The sequence below is a fragment of the Corynebacterium genitalium ATCC 33030 genome (assembly GCF_000143825.1).
GTDB lineage: Bacteria > Actinomycetota > Actinomycetes > Mycobacteriales > Mycobacteriaceae > Corynebacterium > Corynebacterium genitalium.
Genome location: NZ_CM000961.1, coordinates 1686046 through 1700135 on the forward strand (window position 1 = coordinate 1686046; position 14090 = coordinate 1700135).

General features: G+C 63.0%; 14 protein-coding genes. 8 read left to right on the top strand and 6 right to left on the bottom strand.

What is annotated here, in order from left to right; translation table 11 throughout:
* The first annotated feature begins 60 nt into the window (after positions 1–60).
* On the top strand, positions 61–294 hold the full coding sequence (locus HMPREF0291_RS07955) for a PLDc N-terminal domain-containing protein (protein ID WP_005290092.1): 234 nt from the start codon (positions 61–63) through the stop codon (positions 292–294).
* Positions 295–384: 90 nt separating this feature from the next.
* Here HMPREF0291_RS07955 and HMPREF0291_RS11825 read toward each other — a convergent pair whose 3' ends face one another.
* From HMPREF0291_RS11825 to HMPREF0291_RS07965, 3 genes are read right to left on the bottom strand one after another with little or no spacing between them, the layout of a single operon-like run.
* Positions 385–501 carry a MerR family transcriptional regulator gene (locus tag HMPREF0291_RS11825; RefSeq protein ID WP_232210292.1) on the bottom strand — a complete coding sequence of 39 codons (117 nt, stop codon included), beginning with the start codon at positions 499–501 and terminating at the stop codon, positions 385–387.
* Positions 502–541: 40 nt separating this feature from the next.
* A complete protein-coding gene (locus HMPREF0291_RS07960) occupies positions 542–1912 on the bottom strand; it encodes a PFL family protein (RefSeq protein ID WP_005290096.1) in 1371 nt (456 codons plus the stop codon).
* 6 nt (positions 1913–1918) lie between these two features.
* Complete coding sequence (locus tag HMPREF0291_RS07965; RefSeq protein WP_040423699.1) at positions 1919–2188, bottom strand: ACT domain-containing protein; 270 nt, start codon at positions 2186–2188, stop codon at positions 1919–1921.
* A gap of 65 nt (positions 2189–2253) precedes the next feature.
* Here HMPREF0291_RS07965 and HMPREF0291_RS07970 point away from each other — a divergent pair, with 65 nt between their 5' ends.
* Positions 2254–2931 carry an NAD(P)H-binding protein gene (locus HMPREF0291_RS07970; RefSeq protein WP_005290099.1) on the top strand — a complete coding sequence of 226 codons (678 nt, stop codon included), beginning with the start codon at positions 2254–2256 and terminating at the stop codon, positions 2929–2931.
* A 5-nt stretch (positions 2932–2936) separates the two neighbouring features.
* On the opposite strand, the gene HMPREF0291_RS07975 is transcribed toward HMPREF0291_RS07970, so the two are convergent.
* Positions 2937–3674: a glutamine amidotransferase-related protein gene (locus tag HMPREF0291_RS07975; RefSeq protein ID WP_005290101.1), complete on the bottom strand. Its 738-nt coding sequence runs from the start codon at positions 3672–3674 to the stop codon at positions 2937–2939.
* Between the two features lie 123 nt (positions 3675–3797).
* A complete protein-coding gene (acnA, locus tag HMPREF0291_RS07980) occupies positions 3798–6578 on the bottom strand; it encodes an aconitate hydratase AcnA (RefSeq protein ID WP_005290103.1) in 2781 nt (926 codons plus the stop codon).
* 206 nt (positions 6579–6784) lie between these two features.
* Here acnA and HMPREF0291_RS07985 point away from each other — a divergent pair, with 206 nt between their 5' ends.
* The 3 genes from HMPREF0291_RS07985 (at position 6785) to HMPREF0291_RS07995 (ending at position 10672) form a co-directional block, all read left to right on the top strand.
* Positions 6785–7276, top strand: coding sequence for an Rv1476 family membrane protein (locus HMPREF0291_RS07985; protein WP_005290105.1), 492 nt, complete (start codon positions 6785–6787; stop codon positions 7274–7276).
* 564 nt (positions 7277–7840) lie between these two features.
* Entirely contained in the window at positions 7841–9586 is a 1746-nt protein-coding gene (locus tag HMPREF0291_RS07990; protein WP_005290107.1) for a DIP1281 family NlpC/P60 protein, read from the top strand.
* A 36-nt stretch (positions 9587–9622) separates the two neighbouring features.
* Positions 9623–10672, top strand: coding sequence for a ferrochelatase (locus tag HMPREF0291_RS07995; protein ID WP_005290109.1), 1050 nt, complete (start codon positions 9623–9625; stop codon positions 10670–10672).
* A gap of 7 nt (positions 10673–10679) precedes the next feature.
* Here HMPREF0291_RS07995 and HMPREF0291_RS08000 read toward each other — a convergent pair whose 3' ends face one another.
* Positions 10680–11429: a hypothetical protein gene (locus HMPREF0291_RS08000; RefSeq protein WP_040423701.1), complete on the bottom strand. Its 750-nt coding sequence runs from the start codon at positions 11427–11429 to the stop codon at positions 10680–10682.
* A gap of 63 nt (positions 11430–11492) precedes the next feature.
* Here HMPREF0291_RS08000 and HMPREF0291_RS08005 point away from each other — a divergent pair, with 63 nt between their 5' ends.
* From HMPREF0291_RS08005 to HMPREF0291_RS08015, 3 genes are read left to right on the top strand one after another with little or no spacing between them, the layout of a single operon-like run.
* On the top strand, positions 11493–12341 hold the full coding sequence (locus HMPREF0291_RS08005; RefSeq protein ID WP_040423703.1) for a DUF3097 domain-containing protein: 849 nt from the start codon (positions 11493–11495) through the stop codon (positions 12339–12341).
* A 10-nt stretch (positions 12342–12351) separates the two neighbouring features.
* Positions 12352–12777: an NfeD family protein gene (locus HMPREF0291_RS08010; RefSeq protein ID WP_040423705.1), complete on the top strand. Its 426-nt coding sequence runs from the start codon at positions 12352–12354 to the stop codon at positions 12775–12777.
* Positions 12778–12779: 2 nt separating this feature from the next.
* On the top strand, positions 12780–14090 hold the full coding sequence (locus HMPREF0291_RS08015) for an SPFH domain-containing protein (protein WP_005290116.1): 1311 nt from the start codon (positions 12780–12782) through the stop codon (positions 14088–14090).

Sequence of the window (14090 nt, forward strand, 5' to 3'; positions counted from 1 at the left end):
TTAATCTAGCCCCCGGCAAGTTTCGGCGGGAAATCGGCCTGCGTGTGTAAGATCGCTGCCATGAACCCGATTCAATCACTCCGTGAAGCGTGGAACGCCCTGAGCAAAGAGGAGAAAACCGCCGCAGGCGTCCTCGGTGCCATTGACACCGCCGCGAAGGGCATCGCCCTGTGGGACCTCGCCCGCACCGACTCGAAGAAGCTCCGCGGCCCGAAGTGGCTGTGGACGTCCGTTATCGGCGCTGTCAACACCATTGGTTGGCTGAGTTACTTCATCGTGGGCAAGAAGTACTAGAGCACACCACCCGCATAGAAGCGGATACGCGTCACGGGCGCGGTCCGCTTCTTTTGCCATGGGTAGGTGTCTTCGGTGGCCCTCACCGGTTCAAGCAGAATAATCTGCGTGTCCGTGCGGCGGTTCGGGCACCGCGCCAGTTTCGTGCAGGTGGCGCACCGCCCGCACAGAGCAACCGGCGGCGCGCGCGACATCGGAGATCTTCATGGCACCAGTCTGAACTATGACGCCGCGTGAGGGTCAAGCGTTAGTTTCGGAAACCGTGGACCGGTGCGGGAATGAAACCGCCCCGTTCCACAAACGGCGCGCAACTGACCTGGTTGACGGGGATGACTGGAGCGTAGCCCAACAGCCCGCCGAAGTTGACCTCGTCGCCAGGCTGAGTGCCGGGGACGGGGATGAGGCGTGCTGCGGTCGTCTTGTGGTTCATCACGCCAATGGCCGCTTCGTCGGCGATCATGCCGGCAATGCTGGCGGCTGAGGTGTCGCCCGGAATCGCGACCATGTCGAAACCGACCGAGCAGATCGACGTCATCGCCTCCAGCTTGTCCATCGTGATCGAACCCGCGCGCACAGCGTCGATCATCCCTTGATCTTCGGAAACGGGGATGAAGGAACCGGAAAGCCCACCGACGCGCGAGCACGCCATCATGCCGCCCTTCTTCACCGCATCGTTGAGCAGCGCCAGAGCGGCGGTCGTGCCGTGCGTGCCCACTTGGGACAACCCCATGTGCTCGAGGATGTGCGCGACGGAATCGCCGACCTCCGCGGTGGGGGCGAGCGACAGGTCGACGATGCCGAACGGCACCCCGAGCCGTTCTGCGGCGAGCGAGCCCACGAGCTGGCCCGCGCGGGTGATCTTGAAGGCTGCCTTCTTGATCTCTTCGGCGACCTCGTTCAGGCTTGCACCCGCGAGCGGGGTAATGGCGTAGTCGACAACACCCGGGCCGGACACCCCGACGGAGACGACCGTGTCGGGCTCCTCGATGCCGTGGAAGGCGCCGGCCATGAATGGGTTGTCGCCGACAGCGTTGGCGAAGACGACGAGCTTCGCGCAGGCGATGGAGGATTCCTCCGCAGTGCGGGCGGCGGCGTCCTTGACCACCTCACCCATGGTCTTCACGGCATCCATGTTGATGCCGGCGCGGGAGGATGCGACGTTGACCGATCCGCACACGAAGCTGGTCTCCGACAATGCCTCCGGGATGGAGCGGATGAGGCGCTCGTCGGCCTCGGTCGCGCCTTTCTCCACGAGAGCGGAGTACCCGCCGATGAAGTTCACCCCGAGTTCGTTCGCGGCGCGGTCGAGAGCACGGGCAATGTCAGCGGGGTTGCCGTCGACACCCGCGGCAACGATCGCAATGGGGGAGACGGACACGCGCTTGTTCACGATCGGGATGCCCAACTCGCGCTCGATGCCCTCGCAGACCTCGACGAGGCGGGAGGCGCGTTGAGTGACGCGGTCATAGACTGCGTCTGCAGTTGCTTCCATCGTGCCGCGGGTGCATCCGATAAGCGAGATGCCCATGGTCACGGTGCGGATGTCGAGGCGGTAGTCCTCGATCATCGAGATCACGTCGACGATGCTCGAGGCTTTGAAATTGAGCTGGTTCGCCATGCCCGCTTAGACCTCGTTCATGACGGTGAACAGTGCCTCGGACTGGACGCGGATGTCCACGCCGAGACTCTTGCCCAGTTCACCCATCGTGTCTTGGAGTCCGGCGAGGTCGAACCCCTCGCCGGGTAGTTCCGCGCGCATGATCATAGTGAAAAAGTCGTCCATGATGGTCTGGGAGACGTCGACGATGTTGAGGTCGTGCTCCGCGGCTACCTGCGCAACGCCGGCAATGATGCCGACGCGGTCTGGTCCAGTGGTGGTGATGATTGCGTACATGCGCCCCATCCTACGACTCGCGGGTAAATCGGCAGGAGCCAGCATTCACGGTTACGGTGGGGTGCATGAGCACTGAAGAAAGCGCAGACAAAGCAAGCAAGTTCGTCCTCGTTCTCGGCGCGGGCGGCAACGTGTCCAAGCACACCGTTCCGCTGCTGACCGAGTCGGGGCACAAGGTCGCAGCACTCGTGCGCAATCTAGAGCACGCACCGTCGCTTATCGACGCTGGCGCCACCGTCATCATTCAAGACCTCACCACGCTGGACGAGGAAGGATGGGCGCGCCTGATCACTCCATTCGACACCGTTGTGTGGTCCGCGGGTGCCGGCGGCGGTAGCGCTGAGCGCACGTACGCGGTGGACCGCGATGCAGCGATGAAAGCAATTGACGCCCTGGAGGAACTGGGCGAATACACACCGCACTTCATCATGGTGTCCTACGCCGGTGCCGCCGAGGCCACGACTGAGGACGACGGCGGCTCGTGGTACGCGTACGTGGAATCGAAGAAGGCCGTGGATCAGCGACTGCTCGCGTCCGATCTCACGTACACGATCCTGGGGCCGACTCTTCTCACGGATGAGCCGTCGAAGGGCGTGACGGTGTTGACCGATGCGCGCAACGCGGATTCCAAGACGTCGCGTGAGCTCGTCGCCCAGGTCATCGTGGAGGCCGTCGACCGTGGTGAGATGTCGCCGAACCCCTTCGAATTCGAAGACGGCACCGAGCCGGTCAGTTCCGTCTAATCCGTCTAACTCGCTGCCTGCCCGGCGAGGCAGAACTGCGCGAAGCGCTTCACGATCTCGTTCGCCGTTTCCGTATCCACGCTGGGTAGTCCCGCGATGATGTCGTCGTAGGCCTCTTGCGGGAAGTAGCCGTAGTCGTAGTAGAAGTCCATGCGGGTCTTCATCGCCGCAGCGTCCATTTCAGCGTGGAACTGGGTGGCCCACACGCGGTCGCGGTAGCGGACGATTTGAACGGGGCACGAGGGGCCGTCGGCAAGCAGAGTGAGTTCTGGGTGCGTGCTGTGCGGCTCGGCGTTCTCGGTGTGGCCAGTCAGAGCAGTGAACAACTTCGGTAGGTCGCGCAGCAGAGGGTCCTCGTCGGCGGAGGAAAGCAGGTTCACGATCGTCGGGCCCGAGGCCTCTGGGTGCGAGTGGGTCACGTTCCCGCCGAGGTGGTGGGTGAGCCAGCTCAGGCCGTAGCAGACGAAGAAGACAGGGATGTCGCCTTCGACGACCTCTCCGAGCAGGGTGTGCACGTGTTGCTGCCAGGCGTCGTAGGTGCCGTTCGTGATGTTGAGCGAACTGCCACCCACAAAAATCCCCTGAATGCCGTTCAAGCTGCCCAGCTCGGCGTGCTCGTCGCTAATTGTACGCAGCTCTACGTCGTCGGTGGTGAGTCCAGTGGCACGGAGCGTGTCGTGGTATTCCGCGTGGGACACCGCCGGGCCGACAGGGCCGTTGCGCAGGGAAAGGAAGAGAAGCATAGCGGGTAAGTCTAAACCGCATGCGTGAAGGCTCGCACATCCGGGGGAAGGAATCCCAAGGCGCCGATAAGCAGAAATGCGAAAGGGGCCGGGGAAACCCCGGCCCCAATCAGCTACAGACGGTTAGCTCTTGACCATCTGGCGCAGCACGTACTGCAGAATGCCGCCGTGGCGGTAGTACTCAGCCTCACCCGGGGTGTCAACGCGGACCTTCGCGTCGAACTCGACGGTCTCGCCGCCGTCCTTGGTGGCGGTGACGTGGACAGTCTCCGGGATGGTGTCGCCCTCGTTGAAGGCGGTGATACCGGTGATGTCGAAGGTCTCCGTGCCGTCCAGGCCGAGGGACTCGTGGGACTCGCCCTCCGGGAACTGCAGCGGCAGCACGCCCATACCGATCAGGTTGGAGCGGTGGATGCGCTCGAAGGACTCGGTGATGACAGCCTTCACGCCCAGCAGGTTGGTGCCCTTGGCAGCCCAGTCACGGGAGGAACCGGTGCCGTACTCCTTACCGGCCAGAACAACCAGCGGGATGTCGTGCTCGGCGTAGTTCTGAGCAGCGTCGTAGATGAACGCCTGCGGGTTGCCTTCCTGGGTGAAGTCCAGGGTGTAGCCGCCGGCGTCCTCAACGAGCTGGTTGCGCAGGCGGATGTTGGCGAAGGTGCCGCGAACCATGACCTCGTGGTTACCACGGCGGGAACCGAAGGAGTTGTAGTCGTGGCGCTCCACACCGTTGTCGTCCAGGTAGTTCGCAGCCGGGGTGCCCGGCTTGATCGACGAGGCGGGGGAGATGTGGTCGGTGGTCACGGAGTCGCCCAGCTTGGCCAGGACTCGTGCGCCGGTGATGTCGCCAACATCGTTGGGCTCCTCCGGCATGCCGTCGAAGTACGGTGCCTTGCGGATGTAGGTGGAGTCCTCGTCCCAAGCGAAGGTCTTGCCCTCCGGAACGTCGAGGTTCTGCCACTGCTCGTCGCCCTTGAAGACGTCGGCGTAGTCAGCCTCGTACATTTCGCGGGAGATGGTCTCGGCGATGACGCCCTCGATCTCCTCCGGGGACGGCCAGACGTCCTTGAGGAAGATGTCGTTGCCGTCAGCGTCCTGGCCGAGCGGCTGGGACTCGAAGTCGAAGTCCATGGTGCCGGCGATCGCGTAGGCGATGACGAGCAGAGGGGACGCGAGGTAGTTCATCTTCACGTCCGGGGAGATGCGGCCTTCGAAGTTACGGTTACCAGACAGCACAGCGGTGGCGGTCAGGTCGTACTCGTTGATGGCCTCGGAGATCTCGTTCGGCAGTGGGCCGGAGTTACCGATGCAGGATGCGCAGCCGAAGCCGGAGAGGTAGAAACCGACAGCCTCGAGGTCCTTCCACAGGTCGGCGCGCTCGTAGTAGCCGTTGACCACCTGGGAGCCCGGAGCCATGATGGTCTTGACCCACGGCTTAGCCTTCAGGCCCTTCTCGGCGGCCTTGCGGGCGAGCATGGCAGCACCGACCATGACGGACGGGTTGGAGGTGTTGGTGCAGGAGGTGATCGCGGCAATCGCGACCATGCCGTGGTCGAGGGTGTACTCGCCGCCCTGCGGGGACTCCACGATGACCGGCTTGGAAGCGCGGCCCTCTGCACCCTCAGCAGCGGACTCGCCGTTAGCCGGCCAGGACTGGTTGTACTCGACGGTGTCGACCTTCTCTGCGCGGACCGGCTCTGCCTGGCCCTCGCCTGCCGTGTTGTAGTCCGGCAGCTGGGTGCGGAAGGTGGTCTTGGACTCTTCCAGGAGGATGCGGTCCTGCGGGCGCTTCGGGCCAGCGATGGACGGCTTGACGGTGGATAGGTCCAGCTCGAGGTACTCGGAGTACTCTGCTTCCGGAGCGTCCTGCTCGAGCCACATGCCCTGTGCCTTGGCGTACGCCTCGACGCGGTCGATGGTCTCCTTGTCGCGGCCGGTGAGCTCGAGGTAGTTGATGGTCTCCTCGTCGATCGGGAAGATCGCACAGGTGGAGCCGAACTCCGGCGACATGTTACCGATGGTCGCGCGGTTAGCCAGCGGGATCTCCTTGACACCGTTGCCGTAGAACTCGACGAACTTCTGGACCACGCCGTGCTCGCGGAGCATCTCGGTAACGGTCAGAACGACGTCGGTTGCGGTCACGCCAACCGGGATCTCACCGGTGAGCTTGAAGCCGACAACGCGCGGGATGAGCATGGACACCGGCTGGCCCAGCATGGCTGCCTCAGCCTCGATGCCGCCAACGCCCCAGCCGAGGATGCCCAGGCCGTTTTCCATGGTGGTGTGGGAGTCGGTACCGATGCAGGTGTCCGGGTAGGCAACGCCGTCGTTGTCGAAGACGACGCGGGAGAGGTACTCGATGTTGACCTGGTGGACAATACCGGTTCCCGGGGGAACGACGCGGAAGTTGGAGAAGTTCTCTGCACCCCAGCGCAGGAACTGGTAGCGCTCTTCGTTGCGCTCGTACTCGATCTCGACGTTCTTGTCGATGGCGCTCTCGGAACCGAAGGCCTCGATGATCACGGAGTGGTCGATGACCATTTCCGCCGGGTTGAGCGGGTTGACCTGGTCCGGGTTGCCGCCGAGAGAAGAAACGGCCTCACGCATGGTGGCGAGGTCGACGACACAAGGGACACCGGTGAAGTCCTGCATGAGGACGCGGGCCGGGGTGAACTGGATCTCGATGGACGGCTCTGCCGACGGGTCCCAGTTGGCGATGGCGTTGATGTGCTCCTCGGTGACGTTCTTGCCGTCTTCGGTGCGCAGCAGGTTCTCACCCAGCACCTTCAGGGAGTAGGGGAGTTTCTCCATGCCTTCGACTGCGTCGAGGGCGTAGTAGTCATAGGACTTGCCGCCTACCTCGAGAGTCTTCTTGGCGTTGAAAGAGTTCTTGCTTTCAGACACGTGAGCTCCGTTTCTCGTTGTCGAACTGTGAAATTCTGGGTGTTGTGACCCATTCGGGTCCCTACCCGACAATGGTAAGGCACACACCAGATATAAGGGGTAATTCTAGGCACACTTGAAAGTTCTGTAAGCCTTTTAGTTACCCCGTTTGGGTATTTGCGCGTCGTCACGCTTATCGACGTTTCCCACCGCTACCCTTGACAACCATGCCGCACCCCGAAGCTGACCTCGATGCGCTGTCCGCCCAACTGCGTGACGGACGGGTCGCTTTCGGCACGGACAATCCGGTGAACGAGTCCCTGGCCGGGGATCTCACCCGAGCAATGGGCAATATCGATGCGGCGGGTGCGGCGGATGTGGGCGACATCGGCGTCGTGGTGCTGGAGACGACACCAGAGCGACCGGGGGACCTGCGGGACATCGCGCAGGATCTCCAGAATGTCACTGGATTGGACACGGTCGTGGTGCGCACGCCCAATTCGGCGGCTGCAGTGAGTAATTCTCTTTCACGCGCCGAGATTGAAAGCGGGCAATTGGCCATGGTGGGCGAGCCCGACTACGCCGTTGGTCTGGAGGCATTCGCCGCTGAAGCCGACGGGTTCGCGCCTCCGTGGGTTGTTGTCTTTCTCGTTCTGGCGGCCATCGTGGCGGTAGTTGTGCTCATGACGTTCTTCTCGGTGGCGCGACAGAGACGATAGTGGGCGTTAGTCAAGTTATCTGGCTTGTCTAGCAAAGCGTCCCGGCGTGTCTAATTTCTTCTTTTGGGGCGTGTGTTAACGGTTGTGGCTCGAACGTGACCGACGTCACATGAATGGTTTCCGCGGCTAAAACCGCAGGGTGTGCAGAAGTAACAGTCATGTGATTCGCCTTGACCAGTGTGAGAATTGGTAAAGGTTGTGCAACAGACTAATTAAGTGACCTATGGTTTCCATGTCAGCTCGTGGGCTGATCGCAGTTACATCAAACGCATACGTAACAGATCCGGAAACGGAAACTCGATTCGGGCATGTGGGGAAGCACGCCAAGGATTGGAGTTGACGGAAGCGCCAGGAAGAAGTCCCGGCGCTCCCGTGAGCTCTCTCTTGTTACGCCATGCGGCGCCGATGGGCCGCGTTCATTCCCGCGGGTTCACATCCGTGACCATTCAATCGTCCGCACGTCAGACTTGACTGTCTGGCCCAGTGTGCCGCGCGTGGCTATCCGACTAAGTTCGGCGCGACCGCCCGCTGCACGGTGGGTTGTGCGGTGAGAGGAATACCTCCGTGGGATTCGCCGTTCGTTCCGCGCAGGCGTCGTGGACTCGTTTCCGTTTCCGGAGCGTCGTCCCGGCCGCAGCATGCGCAGTTACCCTGTCCATCGCCAGCTCGTCGACGACCGCTGTCGCTCAGGACACGCCCGTGCCCTCGATTATCTCTGAGATCTCTCAAGGCGAGGCCGAGATCGATCGACTCAATCTGGAGATCGGCGGTCTCGCTGAGTCAGTCAACCAAGCGCTGGTTGATCTCCACGATGCTCAATCGCTTGCTGAGCAGGCCCGCCGCGGTGCTTCTGTGGCACGCGACCGTCTCAACGAGACCCAGGTCGATGTTGAGCGCGCACAGTCGGAGCTGGACGAAATCTCCCGTTCCGCCTACCGGTCTAGTAATGGCGGCGGCGCACGTGTTCAGGCCAACGGTGATGCACGTAAGGACTCCCTTGACCGTCAGACGTATCTGCGGAAGGAATCTGAGGGCAAGCGAGCGACGCTCGAGGAGCTGCAGCGGACGCGTACCCAAGCGGCGAACGAGGAATCGACGCTGCGTCAAGCCAGCAAGCTTGCCGAAGAGCGTGAGTGCGCAGCAACCACTGCGGAGTCCGAGGCTCGACAAACTTTGCAGAACTCGCTGTCTTCTCTGAACGAGCAGCTTGGGCTTCGCGATGACGCGCACGAGAATCTCTCGACTGCGCGGGAAGCGTTGGGCGAGCTGCGTCCGGAAGCTGCGTCTGAGACCGCGGCCCCTCAGGGAGCGAACGAGAGTGAAATTCCGTCCGGCTCTGCTACACCCGTTGAGGAAACGGAACAAGCCGCGGAGACTCTCGAGTCGGCAGAGGCGTCCGAGACCGCTGACGGCGAAACTTCAGTGACCCCGGATGCGGAGAATACAGAAACGCCGGAGCCGGCTGCTGAGGAAACCCCGGTGGAGGAAACCCCGGTGGAGGAGAGCTCCGAAACTGGGGAGAGTGACGCTAACGTATCCGAGACTGCTGAAATTGAAGTGCCTGCTGAGGCTTCCGTGACTGTGGAGGAAGCGCCTGCCGGCCCGAGTCGCCCGGTCCTGGGTGACTTGTCCAACCCGGATTCGGTAGCAGCGGCTGTCGACGCTTTCGCTCAGGCTGTTGGGGAAGCACAGCCTGACCACGGTGTGTTCGACGATCCTTACTCGGAGGGTGACCGCGAGATCGCGTCGACGTCGTCAAGCGAAGAGGCGGACAACGCTGTCGCTGCAGCAGATGAAGAGAACGGAACCTCGGTCGCCGAGGTGCTGCCTGAGGTCATGGACGCTGCGCAGGCGACTGAGGAGATCCGTGGCGCAGAGCAGCCGGCGGCTGCGACGGCCCGTGAGGACCAGATCGAGGCTGTGATTGCGCGCGGTGAATCGCAGATTGGCACTCCGTATGTGTGGGGCGGCGGCGACGCCAACGGCCCGACCACCGGTATCCCCGACGGTGTGAGCGCGCACACGGGGCAGGCGGGTTATGACTGCTCCGGTCTGGTGCTCTACGCCTACTCGGGTGCTGGGGTCGATCTGCCGCACTACACCGGCTACCAGTACCAGCGCGGCGAGAAGATCCCTGCCGCCGAAGCTGAGCGCGGTGACCTGCTGTTCTGGGGCGACGGCGGCAACCAGCACGTGGCCATCTACCTCGGTGACGGCATGATGCTCGAGGCACCGCAGAACGGCTCGAACGTGCAGAAGTCCCCGGTTCGCCACAGCGGTATGGCTCCTTACGCGGTCCGTCTGATCTAGCCCGGGCCCACCCCCACGTGATCTAGACTGGGGTCTATGTCCCTGAGTGATTTTGATGCCCTCCTCGTCCTTTCCTTCGGTGGCCCCGAAGGGGAGGACGAGGTTATTCCTTTTCTCGAGAATGTCACCAAAGGCCGCGGCATTCCCCGCGAGCGCCTCGCTGAGGTCGGTGAGCACTACTTCAACTTCGGTGGTGTGAGCCCGATCAACGAGCAGAACCGCACGATCATCTCCAATATTGAGGCGGAGATTGAGCGGCGAGGCGAAACCCTTCCTGTCTACTTCGGCAACCGCAACTGGCGCCCGTTCGCATTGGAAGCGGCCGATGAGATCAAGGCGGACGGCCACCGTAATGTCGCTGTCTTCGCCACCTCGGCCTGGGGTGGGTACTCGGCGTGCCGCCAGTATGACGAAGACATCGTGAAGCTGCGCGAGTCCCACGGCGACATTGAGTTCACGAAGTTGTGGCAGTTCTACGGTCACCCGACCTTCGTCTCGCTCATGGCCGACCATGTCCGCCAGGCGTGGGAGGCCGCAGACCAGGCCACCACGCGCGTGCTGTTCACTGCGCACTCTGTTCCCAACGCGGCTGATGACGCTTCCGGTGGCCCGACCGACGCCAACCTGTACTCGCGCCAGGTCGAGGAGGCGTCCCGGCTGATCGCTGAGGCTGCCGGCCTGCCGTCTTACGAGGTCGTGTGGCAGTCCCGCTCCGGTAACCCGGCTACGCCGTGGCTGGAGCCGGACGTGGTCGACCGCACCGAAGAGCTGCATGATGAGGACAGCTCGATCAAGCACATCATTTGCGTGCCGGTGGGCTTCATCACTGACCACATGGAGGTCATCTGGGATCTCGACACTGAGCTCAAAGAAGCTTGCGACGAGCGCGGCATCACCTTGACTCGTACGCCGACGGTCGGACTCGAGCCGGAATTCGCCAACCTCGTCCTCGATCTCGTGGAGAACACCGCCGCCGGGACTGAACCGAAGACGCTGTCCACGATCACGGTTCAGGGCTGCACGCTCAATGGCGCGCCGTGTAAGGAAGGCTGCTGCACCCCGCAGCGTCCCCAGCCGCAGAGCTAAGCCTGCGTTAGTCGCCGCGCTGGTAGTCGAGCACAGCGTCGGCGACACCGGCCATGCGTGCCGTGCGGATGTGGCGCCACAGGGCGAACAGGTGCGGGTCAAATGAATGGTCGCCTAGCGTATCGACGACCGTCTCCACCACCGCCGCAACCGCATCCGCCCGGGCGAACAGTTTGGCCGCACGCGGCGGGGTTCGCATGGGCAACCCCGGGGTGTCGTAGAAGTCTGCCAGTGTCCCCACCGTCAAACGCGGGTTGGGCAGATCTGACCGGATACCCCCGGCCGCCTCGATGAGGACCGCAGCTTCGTTCGTGGCGCGGGAGAGAAGCGCATCCGCCTCGCCGGGGGAGAGCCAGGCCGGTTCAGGCAGGCGCTCGTGCTCCTCGAACCAGCGCCACTGCGTGCCGTTATCGCCATATTCGGGAATCAGGATGTGGTTCGCCCCTGCGTGGCCGCGGATGACCACCGCACCGGCTTCACCAAGGGCCGCTGCCGCTGGCGAACCGGCGGGCAACTCCGGCGGTTGGCCAGGTCCGGATAGGATGAGGCGGACTGCTGGCCCTTCTGTATCCAGGTCGGCTTCGGAACGGACCTCCCGCAGCAGGTGGGCCAGCGGTTGGCCGGCATAGTGGTGGTCCCCGCCGAGGTCCGTCAGCGCCGACACGAGCGCGTCAGTGGACTCGTGCCCATAGAGCCACGCAGCCAACCAGACAGCTGCGTTCTGGAGTGGAGAATAGACTTCGGTGCGGGCATTCACGCCGGAGAAGTATAGCGCGGGGCCCCGATCAGACAGAATGGATCGGCTACACTCTTGGCCACTATGAGCCCATCCCATGATCCTTATGGCGGCGATATTTTCGCTGGCCACGACCGTAAAAAACCGCGAACGTTCCGCACCGTGGAGGCAACTCCGGACGTTATCGCGGAGGTCTTCGGCGACCCGGACGAGTTCGTCGGGGCCGTCGTTGGACTCGAGCGGACCTACGACGGGGATTTCGTCCGCCTCGAAGACCGCCGGGGCACCCAGCGGTTGTTCAAAATGCTGCCCGGAGCGTTTCTGGTGGAGGGGGAGAGGGTGACGTTGGGCAGGCCCGTCGTCAAGCAGGAGCCGCGCAAGTCGAATTCTGGCTCGCGCCGCGTGGACAACGTGCAAGCGAAGGTGGCTATGCCGTCGCGCATTTGGGTCGAGGGCGTGCACGATGCCGCGATTGTGGAAAAGGTGTGGGGGCACGACCTGCGGGTTGAAGGTGTCGTGGTCGAGTTCCTGGAGGGACTGGATAATCTCCCGCAGCGGCTCGAGGAATTCCAGCCCGGCCCCGGCCGGCGCATCGGTGTGTTGGCGGATCACCTCATCGAGGGGTCGAAGGAGTCCCGGCTCGTCGCGAATGTCGGGCCGCACGTGCTGGTCACCGGTCATCCCTACGTGGATATCTGGGCTGCGGTGAAACCGGAGAAGCTTGGTATGCGCGCATGGCCGGACGTGCCCAAGGGCGAGGACTGGAAGACGGGCATCTGCCGTCGTCTCGGCTGGTCCGATCCGCGTGAGGGGTGGAATCGCGTGTACAACGCGGTGGAGACCTTCAGGGACATCGACTACACGCTGATCGGTGCGGTGGAGAGACTCGTCGACTTTGTAACTAACCCGGAGCTGAGCAAAGAAGACCTGTAGTCTTTTGAGCGTGGGAACAGTTATTTGGCTTATCGGCACACTTGTTCTCGCCGGTCTTGAACTTGCGGCCGGTGAGTTCACTTTCCTCATGCTCGCCGGAGGTGCTGCGGTTACCGCGGGGGCGTCGCTGTTTGGATTGCCGGTGTGGGCTGAGATTGTCATTTTCGGGCTGTCATCGGCAGCGTTGATTCTGTTCCTCAGGCCCTGGCTGCACCGTCGGTATTCGAAGCCGCGCGCGCTCGACACGTCTCCGAAAGCGCTGGTCGGATCGAAAGCGCACGTGCTGGAAGACATCACTCCGTCGAGCGGCCAAGTGCGTCTCGACGGTTCCATCTGGTCTGCCCGGGCCATTGACCCCGCCCATGTCATCGCGGCGGGTGAACACGTCATTGTTGCTGATATCGACGGGCCAACGGCCGTCGTCTGGAAGGAATAGCCATGCCGTTGACGATCTTTCTCATCGTCCTTTTCCTTTTCATCATCTTCGTCATCTTCCGCTCTATCGCGTTGATCCCGCAGGGCGAAGCTGCCGTCATCGAAAGGTTGGGAACCTACACCCGCACCGTGTCGGGCGGAATCACGCTCTTGGTCCCGTTTGTGGACCGGGTGCGTGAGCGCGTCGATACGCGTGAGCGCGTTGTGTCCTTCCCTCCGCAGGCCGTGATCACCCAGGACAACCTGACCGTGGCGATTGACACGGTGGTGACGTTCCAGATCAACGACCCCGCCCGCGCGATCTACGGCGTGGACAACTACATCGTCGGTGTGGAGCAGATTTCCACCGCAACACTGCGTGACGTTGTCGGCGGTATGACGCTGGAAGAGACCCTGACCTCGCGTGAGACGATTAACCGCCGCCTGCGCGGTGAGCTCGACGCAGCGACTGCGAAGTGGGGCCTGCGCATTAGCCGAGTGGAGCTCAAGGCGATTGATCCGCCGCCGTCCATCCAGCAGTCCATGGAGATGCAGATGAAGGCGGACCGTGAAAAGCGCGCGATGATCCTCACCTCCGAGGGTCGCCGCGAGTCCGACATTAAGACTGCAGAAGGTGAGAAGCAGGCACGCATCCTCGCCGCGGAGGGTGAGAAGCACGCCGCGATTCTCGCAGCCGAGGCCGAGCGCCAGGCCACCATCCTGCGTGCTGAGGGTGAGCGCGCCGCGAAGTACCTCAATGCGCAGGGTGAAGCCCGCGCAATTCAGAAGGTCAACGCCGCGATCAAGACCTCTGGCGTTACTCCCGAGCTGCTCGCGTTCCAGTACCTGGACAAGCTGCCGCAGATTGCCGAGGGCAAGGGCTCGTCGATGTGGATGATTCCGTCGCAGTTCGGCGACGCGCTGGAGCAGTTTGCGAAGGCCTATGCGAAGAAGGACGACGACGGAGTCTTCCGCTACGAGGCGGCGCTTGTCGACGAAGAGACCAAGGACCTCGCCGGCCGCGAAGACACCGACCAATGGTTCGAGACCGCCCAGGACCCGGAGATCGCCCGTGCCGTGGCAGAAGCCCGCGCTGTGGCCAATAAGCCGGTGGACTCTCCGCTCGACGAGCAGGAAGAGCGCGAAAAGCCGGCGATCAGCTCGCGAGTGAAGCGTAACGGCGACGCGGTTGGCCCGTCTGGTGACGGTGCTTCCCGCCCGGTGGCGATGCCAGGGGAGCCCCATCAGCAAGAGTTCCCGCAGGTAGCCTACGAGCAGCCGCCGACCGGTCAGCCCGGTCAGCCTGGTCAACCCGGTTTTCCGGGCCACCAGTAG

Excerpts from the sequence above, each read along its gene's own strand:
- HMPREF0291_RS07955 (WP_005290092.1), top strand. The coding sequence starts at position 61 with ATGAACCCGATTCAATCACTCCGTGAAGCGTGGAACGCCCTGAGCAAA.
- HMPREF0291_RS11825 (WP_232210292.1), bottom strand. The coding sequence starts at position 501 with ATGAAGATCTCCGATGTCGCGCGCGCCGCCGGTTGCTCTGTGCGGGCG.
- HMPREF0291_RS07960 (WP_005290096.1), bottom strand. The coding sequence starts at position 1,912 with ATGGCGAACCAGCTCAATTTCAAAGCCTCGAGCATCGTCGACGTGATC.
- HMPREF0291_RS07965 (WP_040423699.1), bottom strand. The coding sequence starts at position 2,188 with ATGTACGCAATCATCACCACCACTGGACCAGACCGCGTCGGCATCATT.
- HMPREF0291_RS07970 (WP_005290099.1), top strand. The coding sequence starts at position 2,254 with ATGAGCACTGAAGAAAGCGCAGACAAAGCAAGCAAGTTCGTCCTCGTT.
- HMPREF0291_RS07975 (WP_005290101.1), bottom strand. The coding sequence starts at position 3,674 with ATGCTTCTCTTCCTTTCCCTGCGCAACGGCCCTGTCGGCCCGGCGGTG.
- HMPREF0291_RS07985 (WP_005290105.1), top strand. The coding sequence starts at position 6,785 with ATGCCGCACCCCGAAGCTGACCTCGATGCGCTGTCCGCCCAACTGCGT.
- HMPREF0291_RS07995 (WP_005290109.1), top strand. The coding sequence starts at position 9,623 with ATGTCCCTGAGTGATTTTGATGCCCTCCTCGTCCTTTCCTTCGGTGGC.
- HMPREF0291_RS08005 (WP_040423703.1), top strand. The coding sequence starts at position 11,493 with ATGAGCCCATCCCATGATCCTTATGGCGGCGATATTTTCGCTGGCCAC.
- HMPREF0291_RS08015 (WP_005290116.1), top strand. The coding sequence starts at position 12,780 with ATGCCGTTGACGATCTTTCTCATCGTCCTTTTCCTTTTCATCATCTTC.